The following is an 11,885-nucleotide window of genomic DNA, read 5'->3' on the forward strand; positions in this document are numbered from 1 at the left end:
GTACTCGCTAATTTGAACAAATGGTGTCCCCATGAAATCATGGAGACACCTGATCCGTTCGTTTATTCATCTTCCTTGAACACTGGAGCTATTGCGATTTCAAAGGAGAATTCCTTCTCGTCCAGACGGTAAATATCCAGAAGCTCCGGTCCGCAGGAATTGGAACCTACGCCGCTCATTTTATAATCGACATGAACAATGGTTTCCTTCCGCGGCTTCAATTCGTACGTATGCTGCGCCTCAGTCAGATCCTCCGGCGTAAAATGGGAGGCATTGAACGAGAACGGCTGCAGCCCCGTAAATTTCAAGCCCATGCCTTGCTCATTGGTTACGCTCACCCATTCCGTCCCGTCATGGGAGCCGTTCTCCTGAGGCATGACATACGGTACGAACAAGCTATCGACCATAGCCAAATACCTTCCTTTTCTGGTGCTGTGATTCTTGTCGATATAGCTCTCATGAGGGCCATTACCGAAATACTCCACTTCCTCGGTCCCGGGCGGCATCGTGACCTGCAGCCCGAAGCGCGGCAGGAAGATCAGGTCTTCACGTACGCGCACATCCACCTTTAAGTCCACCTGGCCATCTCCAGCCACGCTCCAGGAAGCAGTCCCATGCAATAATGGGGGCTTAATATAGGCGCCAAGAGAGAATTCTACGCTGATCGCTATTTTGGTCTCGTCCTGCTCGGTGACTTCTGCCTTATACACATGCATCGTTGCCCGGTCATAACCCTCTTCGTACCATTGCCGTTTGACCTTCCGGTCATTATCGATCGGGGCACGCCAAATATTAAAGCCGAGCGGTTTGTTCAGCATCTCTACCCCATGCTTGGTCAAGGAGACAAACGTGCCTTTGTACGTATCAAAGACATGCCTGAAATCAAAGCCTTCAATGATAAGCTGATCCTTCTGCTTCATCATCTCGATGTCGTTGTTTCTGAGGGCCGCAGCTTCCTTCGCAAGCCGTGCCACCGGGAGCTCAAACTGCTCGAAGGTCACTTCATGTCCAGCCGGTACAAACCGCTGATCCTCCTTCAATCTGCAGGACAAGGTCAATATATACGGTGCCGCCGCAGCCTGCGGGAAGTGGTACGGTATTTCCACGTTCTCTGAGGTGTGGGCCTTAATATCACCCAATTCAAGATACCCCTGCTCCACAAGCATGCCTTCCTCTTCAACCTTCCAAAAGAGTCTTAGATGTGATAGGTCTATAAAATCATATAGGTTGTTGATCTTAATCATGCCTTTGGCCAAATCTACCGCTTCAAAGGAAACAGGCGCGATAATTTTTTTCAGCTCCAGCAGACCTGTATGCGGAATTCGATCCGGGGACACCAATCCATCGATACAGAAGTTTCCGTCATTAGGCTCATCTCCAAAATCACCGCCATAAGCGTAGTATGGAATACCGTCCTCCGTGGCCGTCAAAATACCGTGGTCGGACCATTCCCATACACAGCCGCCCATCAGCTTCGGATATTTATAAATGACGTCCCAATATTCCTTCAGATCGCCGGGACCGTTGCCCATCGCATGACTGTATTCACACATGAACATCGGCTTCGTGCTGTTCTCGTTCTTGGCATACTCTTCAATGTAGGCTGGAGAGGAGTACATCCGGCTCTCCATGTCCAGCACCTCGACATCCGGGCTTCCGAAATGCCGCGGATCCGAGCCTTCATAGTGCACTGGTCGGGAAGCGTCGCGCGATTTCGTCCACCTGGCCATGGCCATATGGTTCTCGTCATAGCCGGATTCATTGCCCATGGACCAGATAATGACGGACGGATGGTTCTTGTCCCGTTCAACCATACGGATCGCACGCTCCACAAAAGCGGGCTTCCACTCGGAAAGACGGGTCAGCATGTTAAAATCTCCGACAGCATGGAACACGCCGTGACACTCCAGGTCTGCCTCATCGATGACATAGAAGCCGTATTCGTTGCACAGCTGCAAAAATCTCGGATCATTGGGATAATGGGAGGCTCTGATCGTGTTGATGTTATGCTGCTTCATCAGCTTCAAATCGGCAATCATATGATTGATCGGAACCGTCTGCCCTAATACCGGATGAGAATCATGCCGGTTAACCCCTTTGAGCTTCACCGGAACCTGGTTGATATAAAATACGCCGTCCGTAATCTCTATTTTTCTGAATCCGACCGAGAAGCAGAAGACCTCTTCCCCCGCCGAAATAGTCAAGTGATACAGATTAGGCGCTTCAGCGGACCACAGCTGGGGCCGTTCGACCTCAAGCACGAGGCTGCCCGTACCGTCTACCTGGCATGCTCCGCTTGTTATGATTTGTCCTCCGGCATCCGTCAGCTTGACTTGAGCTTCAATATGCCCGATCGACTCCAGCTCACAGGTCACCGTTGCATGATCCAGTCCGGCGTTCAATTCCGTACGATTAAATATGTCCCGAACATGCTGCGGGCTTCTTGCGAGTAAATAGACATCCCGGAAAATCCCCGAGAATCTCCAAATATCCTGATCCTCGATATAGGAGCCATCACACCATTTCAGCACCATCACAGCGATTTTGTTCCTGCCGGCCTGAACATAAGGCGAAATATCGAATTCGGCCGTGACACGGCTGCCCTGACTATAACCAACCCATGTGCCATTGATCCACAGATAGAAGCAGGAGTTCACGCCTTCGAAGACGATGTACTTTTGTTTTCCTTCCCAATCCTTGGACAAGTTAAACTCTCGGACATACAGCCCCGCCGGGTTCGCATTGGGTACATATGGCGGATCACAAGGAAAAGGGTAATTCACATTCGTATAATGCAGCTGATCATATCCATTAACCTGCCAGCAGGATGGAACCAGCAGATCCTCCCACCCGCTCACATCCGCATCTGCATCATAAAACCCGTCCTCAACCTGTTGAACCGACTCGTGATATTTAAACTTCCAATTCCCGTTCAGGGTTCTATAAAAAGGAGAGCGCCCTCTTTGCTGCTGCAGTGCCGATTTTTCGTCCGCAAAAGGAATGTAGTAAGCTCTCGCAGCCTCTCTGTTCTTATGCAGCACGTTCAAGTCTTCCCAGTACTTAGGCAGATCGATCATCATCATGCTCCTCACTCATCATTCAGCTTAGTCTGTTACACATTCATTCTACTGGATGTGAAAAGGCTTTCAACCTGATTCTTGTTTGAATTAAGGGTTATTTTGTTTGAAATCGATGATAAGTGGAAATTACCACTCGGCCACAGAACCGTCACGATGACGCCAGATCGGATTTCTCCAACGATGCGGAGCTTCAAGCGCCATCTGGATCACATACTCTTCATTCACGGTGATGCCAAGCCCAGGTCCTTGGGGAATTTGGACATAGCCATCATTGTATGCAAATACATTCGGATCGACGATATAATCCAGCAGATCATTGCCCTGATTGTAATGGATGCCGAGACTTTGCTCCTGAATGACAGCATTGTGCGCCGTGGCATCCACCTGAAGGCAAGCCGCCAGCGCAATCGGTCCGAGCGGACAGTGAGGGGCAACCCCTACATCGAAGGCTTCGGCCATGGCAAAAATTTTCTTGCATTCTGTGATTCCGCCCGCATGAGACAAATCAGGCTGAATGATATCTACATAACCGTCCTGCAGAAGCGATTTAAAGTTCCAGCGCGAGAACATTCTTTCTCCTGTAGCGATCGGTGTGCTGGTATGCTTCGCGATTTCGCGAAGGGCTTCATTATTCTCAGGGAGCACGGGCTCTTCAATGAACATCAGACGGAACGAATCAAGCTCCTTGGCCAGTACCTTTGCCATCGGCTTATGGATGCGGCCATGAAAATCAACGCCGATTCCGAAATCCGGTCCCACAGCGCTTCGGATTGCAGCTACTCTCTCAACAACCTTGTCCACCTTGTCATGGGTATCAATATATTGCATCTCTTCGCTAGCATTCATCTTGATGGCTGTGAAGCCTGCGTTCTTCTTCTCTAGTGCAGCCAGCCCTACTTCTGTAGGTCGGTCTCCCCCGATCCAGGAATAGACGCGCATCGAATCTCTGCAGGCCCCTCCAAGCAATTGGTATACAGGGGCGTTAAAGTATTTGCCCTTGATATCCCATAGCGCCTGATCGATTCCTGCAATCGCACTCATCAAAATCGGGCCTCCGCGATAAAAGCCTCCGCGGTACATGACCTGCCAATGATCCTCAATGCGAAGCGGGTCCTTGCCGATGAGGAAGTCCATCAATTCGTCTACAGCGGCTTGAACCGTATGGGCCTTGCCTTCAATAACCGGCTCGCCCCAGCCTACAATTCCCTCATCCGTCTCAATTTTGAGAAACAACCAGCGCGGCGGAACGATAAATGTCTTGTAATTCGTAATTTTCATATAATTCTCTCCTTATCCTCTAGCCCTTGTAATTGCTGCTTTGAACCTTTGAGCCAATTCCGTAATATCTTCGTATCTCTCTTCTGCAATCGCCGCCTTGTTCAGCAGAGAGCTGCCCAGGCCTACGGCCACTGCCCCTGCGTGAATAAATTCGGCTACATTGTCCAGCGTCACGCCGCCCGTCGGCATCATCGGAATTCCCGCCAGCGGTGCCGAGACCTCCTTGATATAGCTGGCACCTAGTGTTGCTCCCGGGAAAATCTTCAGTACGTCCGCCCCCCATTCATAGCCCTTGGCAATTTCGGTAGGGGTCATCACGCCTGGAATGGAGATACGTCCATAGCGATTTGTTATTTTAATCGTCGCTTCATCCAGGATCGGCGAGAAGATAAAATCCGCTCCTGCTTGAAGCGCCTTTTCTGCTACTCTCGCATTCATTACGGTACCGGCACCGACCAGCACCTGCCCGCCGTATTTCTCTTTCAGCAAAGGAATAAGCTCGAAGACTCCCTCGGAATCCACCGTAATCTCCAATGCTTCCACTCCGCCGGCTACCAGCGCATCGGTAATAAGCTGCACCTTATCGCTCGGCGGTCTTCGCACAACGGCTACGATGCCTGAATTCATCAATTTGTCCAATTGCTCTTGCTTCGTCACTTCCCCCACACTCCTATCGTTTTACGTTTTGATAGTCTTGATCACCCTTCATCATATTCAGCAGCTCCGCTTCATTGGGGAGTCCTTCCACATCACCATTAACACTTACTGCGATCGCTCCCATGGCACTGGCTCTGCGAACGGCCTGTTCAAGTGTTTCTCCATGCAGAAGCCCGCTGATGAAGCCCGCAGCAAACGCATCTCCTGCTCCTACGGGGTCCACCTCCTCTGCCGGAAAAGGGGCCATATAACCGCTATCCTGCTCCGACTGGAAGTACGCCCCTTTGCTGCCAAGCTTCACGACAACGCCCGCTACCCCTGGCTTTAACAAAGCTGAGGCAATATCCTCAGGCTGCGTGCAGCCTGTCAACAGCTCACCCTCGTCCAATCCGGGCAGGATGTAGTCTGCCGAGCCAGCCAGCTCCAGCAATACTTCTTTGGCCGCTTCCTCACTGTCCCAGAGCTTCCAGCGTACATTGGGATCAAAAACGATTTTCAAGCCAAGCTTCTTGGCTGATGCAACGGCCTTGCGCGTGAGTGCCAGGCAATCCGGGCTCAGCGCAGGAGTAATTCCTGTAATATGCAAAATTTTAAACCCCGCCAGATACGCTTCATCCAGCTCATCCGGGTGCATCATACTTGCCGCAGAATGACGCCGGTAATAATAGACCTGTGTCTTCCCCTTGGTGCGTTGCTCCTTAAAGTAAACGCCCGTAGGAGCATCGCCGGTATGCCGGCATCTTGATATATCGATGCCATATCCCCTAATTTGGTGAAGCACATAACGGCCGAAAGGATCATCCCCCAGCTTGCTGAACCATCCCACGCGATGTCCCAATTTGGCCAACCCGATCGCAACGTTGGATTCGGCCCCGGCCATTTGCTTGTTAAATTGGTGAACATACTCCAGCGGCAGGTTCTTATCCGAGCTGAACAGCACCATGGATTCGCCAAAGGTTACTACCTCCACCTTTATCCCTCCTTTTAGTTATAGATCATATCTTTGTTTTGTTCTCCATGTTTAATTTCCTATAGATATGATCAATACTTAATGAAAATAAGAAAATACACACATTTCATGAGTTATTCCCATAATAGATATGATCTTTTTGAGGTAATGATATTACCTTTGGTTTTGTGTGTCAATCTTTATTTCTATGAGGAGAAACCGAATAGGTTATGCTAAAATGAACATGACAGAGTAGACCAAACAGGGGAAATGGATGAGATGAAGAAGACAGCCTTTACAGCTACAATAGATCAGATCAAAGAGAAGATCATTGGCGGGGAATGGCCCCCCGGCTCCCGCATTCCGACTCTTCAACAGCTTTCGAAAGAGCTGGGGGTAGGTGTCTCTACAGTGAGAGAGGCCTTGCGAACCCTGGAAAGCCAGGGAAACATCAGTATTGAGCATGGCCGGGGAATGTACGTGAGGAACGACCCCTTGTTACTGGAGGATCCGACTGCAAACCTGAAGGAGCTTGGAGATATTTCGCTAGTTAAGCTGCTCGAAGCAAGGATCCTTATCGAACCTGCTCTAGCGGCATTAAGTGCGGAAAGGGCCACACTCCCCGAGGTTAAACAATTAAGAGAGCTTGCTGATAATATGGTGCTGCAAATGGAGGAGGGAGGTCCTTTTCTGGATACCGACCTTGCCTTTCACCGCCTAATTGCAGAGTCTGCCCAACAGCCTGTCTTATTCCGGATGATGGAGTCCATATTCCCGCTGCTCTCTGAAGGCCGCAAGTATACAAACACACTGCCTCATATGAGAACAAAGGCTTCCAACTACCATGTCCTGATTGCTATTGCAATAGAAGAACGGCACAGTGAACAGGCAAGACAGCTTATGTATCACCATATCAAAGATATGCTGGAAGCGCTAAAAAAATAAGCAGGAAGCAGAAGCGTTCGCCTTTATGAGCGGAAGTTAAGAGAAGGAGATTACACCATGTACGATTATTTGATTGTCGGTGCGGGCCTGTTTGGCGCTGTATTCGCTTATGAAGCACGCCAGCGGGGCAAACGCTGCCTGGTGATCGACAAGAGAGAGCATACCGGAGGCAATGTCCACACCGAGCACATCGAAGGAATCCATGTTCATAAATATGGCGCCCATATTTTCCATACCAATAGCAAACTGATCTGGGACTATGTCCATCAGTTCGCTGAATTCAACCGCTACACCAATGCCCCCTTGGCCAATTACCGGGGGGAGCTCTACAATCTCCCCTTCAATATGAACACCTTCCACCAGCTCTGGGGAGTGGTTCGTCCGGAGGAGGCAAAGCAACGGATTGAGGAGCAAAGACAGGCCGCCGGCATTAAGGACCCTCAAAATGTGGAGGAACAGGCGATCTCGCTGGTCGGCACGGATATTTATGAGAAGCTGATTAAGGGATACACCGAGAAGCAGTGGGGACGCTCTGCCAGAGATCTGCCAGCCTTCATCATCAAGCGGCTGCCGGTTCGCTTCACCTATGATAACAACTATTTTAACGATCAGTATCAGGGCATACCAAAGGGCGGCTATAACGTCATCGTAGACAAAATGCTTGAAGGAACTGAAGTCCGTCTGCAGGTTGATTTCTTCGAGCAGCGCGAGGAGCTTGTGAAGTCGGCGAAGAAGGTTGTCTTCACGGGGATGATCGATCAGTATTACGATTACAGATACGGCGTACTTGAATACCGAAGCCTGCAATTTGAGACCAAGGTGTTGAGCCAGACCGACAACTATCAGGGCAATGCCGTGGTGAATTATACCGATCGGGAGACGCCTTACACCCGGGTTATTGAGCATAAGCATTTTGAATTCGGCACCCAGGCCGGCACGGTGATCACAGAGGAGTATCCGACCGAATGGAAGCCCGGTCTGGAGCCTTATTACCCGATTAACGACGAGAAGAACAATGAGATATACAAGCAGTACAAGGCGTTGGCTGATCAGGAATCCGACGTTATTTTTGGCGGCAGATTGGGCGGCTACAAGTATTACGACATGCATCAGGTCATCGCGGAAGCCTTGACGGCTGTTGAAAGGGAATTAGGGAAATAAACACAGTCCCGGTGATCTCATCAAAGGATCATCGGGACTGTGTCATATAAGTATCTGAACAAAAGCTCACTCATTAATGGCGTTCTATCAGGGGAAGAATGTCGCTCGGATGTTCAAATTTATACTTCGCCGGAATAGCGTCGGGCTGCCTGCACCCCCACAATGCTAACCCAAAATCTACACCGGCATCTCTCGCACATTCATAATCGTAAATCGTATCTCCGATATAGATGGACGCTTCCGCCCTCGCACCCGACATCTCGAGAAACTTAAGCAATGGCTCAGGATGCGGCTTATGCAGATTCGTATCATCCGCACAGATAGCATAGGTCAAATCGTGTACGAGACCAAAGGGGACGAAGTCGTCCAAAAATTCCTGGTAGGTCTTCGACGTTACTACTCCGGTAAGGGCCGATTGCTCTCTAAGATCAGTGAGCAACTGCCGGACACCTTCGTAAACATGTACCGTATGTCGATACTCTTCCATCAGATCATTCCATCTTTTATTGGCAAGATCAATGTACTCAATCCCAAGCCGGCGCAGGGAGACGGCCCCTGGAATCCCGAGAACAAAGGCAAGATCTTGCTGGCTCATTTCCAGATCATAATTTTGCTTCAGAAGCTTCTGCAGAGATCCCAACACAGCTTGCTCCGTATGGATCAGCGTGCCGTCAATGTCAAAGATGCAGGCAGTGTACATGAATGTTCCTCCTTTAGCATGATTGGTGATTAGAGAATATCTCCATGCTAAAGTATGAAATGCATTTCAAGTCAATAGCTAGATCGATTGCCGCGTAATAATACGGTATGGAATCTCCACCTTATCCTTGGATTTCCCGATCAATAGATCAAAGGCTTGTTCACCGACCTGTATCAGCTGATGATCAACCGTAGACAGGTGTAATCCGATCCCGACAGGCTGATTCTCTTGGCCCATGATCGCCAGATCTTCCGGCACCCGCAAGCCAAGGCTCGATGCATATCGATAGATCCCTGCCGCAACCTCATCGCCATTTGCATATACAGCAGTCGGCCTAAGATCAGATTCGAGCAATAGCCGGGCTGCTCTCTCCCCGTCATCCATGCTGTAACAATCCGTAACATGATACGCCGGCGGCAGATCACCAAATACATGATGATAAGCCCTGATGATCAGCTGCGTACTATTGCTCTCTGTTCCTCTTGCCGTCGTAAATGCGACTCGTTCGTGTCCTCTGCTCCTTAGCAATTGAAAAGCGTCCACGAAGGAGGCATATCGATCCATATAAGCGCAGCCGAGCTCCGGGTGATCGGTATATTCACATACGACGATTGCGCCATATTTCGTGTAGGGGATAATCGCATCCCAGTCGTTCGAACGCGAGGTGATAATAATGCCGTCCAGCTGTTTATTTTTGAGCATGGCCAAGCAGCTGAGCTCTTGAGCCGGATCGTACCTTGTAGGCAGAACCATCACGGAGTAACCCTGCTCCACCGACCGATTAAGTACCCCGTGAAGCAGTTGATCAAAGGCCTGATTGTTGTTGTATGGCATGATAACGCCGATCGTTCTCGTTTCCTGGCGGATTAGATCGACTGCCAAGCGGTTTGGCGTATAATCCAGTTCGTCGATCACCCGCTGCACGGCTATCCGCTTCGCTTCAGATACGTAAGGATTGTGATTCAGAACCCTTGATACGGTAGATACGGATACCCCCGCAAGCTTTGCAATATCACTTATATTGGCCATTGCAACCTTCCCCTGAACCTCAAGCTTGTATTTTTTTCTGCTTCCTATTCGCAGATTCTTATAACTAAGATACCATAAAATGGTCTACCTCATGCTGCCGGTCATTCATACTAAATCTAACCGATAATTTCAAATGTTTTCGGCGGATCACTCCTTCATGAACTCCTTGGTGCTTCTTACCGTATCAATTGGACGAACCAATTTCTCGATTTGCGCGCGCTTGGGCTCCAGGAAGGGTGGCAGCGATAATTTTTCGCCCAAGGTTTCATAAGGCTCATCCCCCATAAATCCGGGCCCGTCCGTGGCGAATTCAAACAGAATTTGCGGTGCGACTCTGGCATATAAAGACTCAAAGAAGTGGCGGTTGACATACCCGGAGGTCGGGAAGCCAAAGCTGCTCATTCGCTCAATCCATTCATTCAATACGGAGCGATCCTCTACCCGGAATGCCGCATGGTGCACCGTGCCGTAGCCTTGACGCGCCGGAGGCAGGAACGTGTTGTGCTCTACGATCACCGAAGCCCCATTGCCGCCCTCCCCGACCTCGAACAAATGATAGGACCCTTCCTTAGCGGTTTCTCGGAACAACAAGACCTTCTCCAGGACTTCTTTAAAGTCATCAAAGTTTGCAATTCGGACAAAGACCGGTCCCAAGCCGGTAATCGCGTTTTCCAAAGGAACAGGGCCCTTCTGCCATGGTGTTCCGGATTCCACGCCGGTATTGTGCTCATCAGAAATCAACTGATAATGCTGGTCATCGAAATCGGTGAACGCGAGCACTTTTTTCCCAAACTGCTCTTTGATCCCGTTGTGATTGACCTTGAGCCGATCGAAGCGCTGCATCCAGTACGTTAGCGCTGCATCGCTTGGTACGCGGAAGGAGGTCTTCGAAATCTCGTTGGTTCCATGCGTGCCCTTTGGAATGCCAGGGAAATCAAAGAATGTCATGTCCGTTCCCGCGCTGCCTTTATCATCGGCAAAGAATAAATGGTACGTCTGAATATCATCCTGATTCACGGTCTTCTTGATTAGCCGCATGCCTAATACATAGGTGAAAAATTCATAATTTTTTTCTGCGCTGCTGGTAATAGCCGTTACGTGGTGTACTCCTTTAAGATGGTTCATTATATTCTCCTCCTATTAATCCTCAAGCGGGATCAGGTTATTTTCAATTTCTGCTCTGCGCTCTTCCAAAAAAGGCGGCAAATCCAGCTTTTCACCAAGTGTGTCTACATCCCCATCCACGGTAAAGCCGGGTTCATCGGTTGCAATTTCAAATAGAATCCCGTTCGATTCCCGGAAATACAGGCTCTTAAAATAGAAGCGGTCCACAATGCCGGATGAATGGAAGCCGCGTGCCCGCACTTGCTCTTCCCAGTAGATCAGCTCCTCGTCGTTCTTCACGCGAATGGCCAGATGATGAATGCTGCCACGACCGGGCTTTTCCGAAGGACCGTCCAGATATTTCACGACGATTTCTCCAAAGGCCTCACCTTTGATGGATTGAAGGATGGCTTCATCATCCGTCCGGCTGACCTCTGTATAACCAAACATGTCCGTAAGTGTGCTCGCCAGCTTATCCAGTCTCCGAACCGTGATTTCCACCGGACCCATCCCTTGAATCTGATGCTCGGCAGGGACCTCTGACTTCTCCCAGGTCTGCCAGTGCGCAACCTTCGTGCCATGAGAGACGATTAGCGCCATTCGCAGCCCTTCTGAATCTTCAAAGAGTAAAGCGGGGTGATTGGCATAAGTCGTGATCTCTCCGTGCTCCACACCCAACTCCTCAAAGCGCGCTTTCCAATACAACAGACTAGCTTCGGAGGGTACGAGCAGCCCGATCTTCGTGATGGCATTGGTGCCACGATAAGTATTCCCTACCGGTGGAATTTCAAAGAAGGATAGTTCAGTACCCGGGCTTCCCGTTTTATCTCCATAAAATAAGTGATACATTGAGGGCTCATCCTGGTTTACGGTTACTTTCACGCGCCGCAAGCCAAGCACATCCCGGTAGAAGCGGCTATTTTGATTGGCGTTTTTGGTAATCATAGAAATGTGATGATGTCCTGGAATTTTAAACATGGAT

General features: G+C 49.8%; 10 protein-coding genes. 2 read left to right on the plus strand and 8 right to left on the minus strand.

Annotated features, from left to right (window positions below; all coding sequences use genetic code 11):
* Nucleotides 1-62 precede the first annotated feature (62 nt).
* The 4 genes from TX85_RS23570 to TX85_RS23585 all read right to left on the minus strand — a co-directional run bounded on the left by TX85_RS23570 (nt 63) and on the right by TX85_RS23585 (nt 5,985).
* Nucleotides 63-3,083, minus strand: a complete 3,021-nt coding sequence (locus TX85_RS23570) for a glycoside hydrolase family 2 TIM barrel-domain containing protein (RefSeq protein ID WP_316244909.1) — start codon at nt 3,081-3,083, stop codon at nt 63-65.
* Between the two features lie 123 nt (nt 3,084-3,206).
* Nucleotides 3,207-4,358, minus strand: coding sequence for a galactonate dehydratase (gene dgoD / locus TX85_RS23575; RefSeq protein WP_044482360.1), 1,152 nt, complete (start codon nt 4,356-4,358; stop codon nt 3,207-3,209).
* Nucleotides 4,359-4,370: 12 nt separating this feature from the next.
* On the minus strand, nt 4,371-5,015 hold the full coding sequence (locus tag TX85_RS23580) for a bifunctional 4-hydroxy-2-oxoglutarate aldolase/2-dehydro-3-deoxy-phosphogluconate aldolase (protein WP_233500846.1): 645 nt from the start codon (nt 5,013-5,015) through the stop codon (nt 4,371-4,373).
* Nucleotides 5,016-5,028: 13 nt separating this feature from the next.
* Nucleotides 5,029-5,985 (minus strand): sugar kinase, encoded by a 957-nt coding sequence (locus TX85_RS23585; protein ID WP_233500847.1) that lies wholly within the window; start codon nt 5,983-5,985, stop codon nt 5,029-5,031.
* Nucleotides 5,986-6,243: 258 nt separating this feature from the next.
* Between TX85_RS23585 and TX85_RS23590 the strand changes: the two genes are divergently transcribed.
* Nucleotides 6,244-6,909 (plus strand): FadR/GntR family transcriptional regulator, encoded by a 666-nt coding sequence (locus TX85_RS23590; protein WP_044482361.1) that lies wholly within the window; start codon nt 6,244-6,246, stop codon nt 6,907-6,909.
* 57 nt (nt 6,910-6,966) lie between these two features.
* The gene (gene glf, locus TX85_RS23595) at nt 6,967-8,070 is read left to right on the plus strand and encodes a UDP-galactopyranose mutase (protein ID WP_044482363.1); all 1,104 of its coding nucleotides are present in this window, start codon (nt 6,967-6,969) and stop codon (nt 8,068-8,070) included.
* 73 nt (nt 8,071-8,143) lie between these two features.
* Here glf and TX85_RS23600 read toward each other — a convergent pair whose 3' ends face one another.
* From TX85_RS23600 to TX85_RS23615, 4 genes are all read right to left on the minus strand, one after another.
* Nucleotides 8,144-8,770: an HAD family hydrolase gene (locus TX85_RS23600; RefSeq protein WP_044482365.1), complete on the minus strand. Its 627-nt coding sequence runs from the start codon at nt 8,768-8,770 to the stop codon at nt 8,144-8,146.
* Nucleotides 8,771-8,848: 78 nt separating this feature from the next.
* A complete protein-coding gene (locus TX85_RS23605; protein ID WP_044482367.1) occupies nt 8,849-9,799 on the minus strand; it encodes a LacI family DNA-binding transcriptional regulator in 951 nt (316 codons plus the stop codon).
* A 147-nt stretch (nt 9,800-9,946) separates the two neighbouring features.
* Nucleotides 9,947-10,924, minus strand: coding sequence for a ring-cleaving dioxygenase (locus TX85_RS23610; RefSeq protein WP_044482368.1), 978 nt, complete (start codon nt 10,922-10,924; stop codon nt 9,947-9,949).
* A 15-nt stretch (nt 10,925-10,939) separates the two neighbouring features.
* A complete protein-coding gene (locus TX85_RS23615; protein ID WP_044482369.1) occupies nt 10,940-11,881 on the minus strand; it encodes a ring-cleaving dioxygenase in 942 nt (313 codons plus the stop codon).
* Nucleotides 11,882-11,885 lie beyond the last annotated feature (4 nt).

Origin of the sequence: Paenibacillus antibioticophila, assembly GCF_000455265.1 — a bacterium.
Lineage (GTDB): Bacteria > Bacillota > Bacilli > Paenibacillales > Paenibacillaceae > Fontibacillus > Fontibacillus antibioticophila.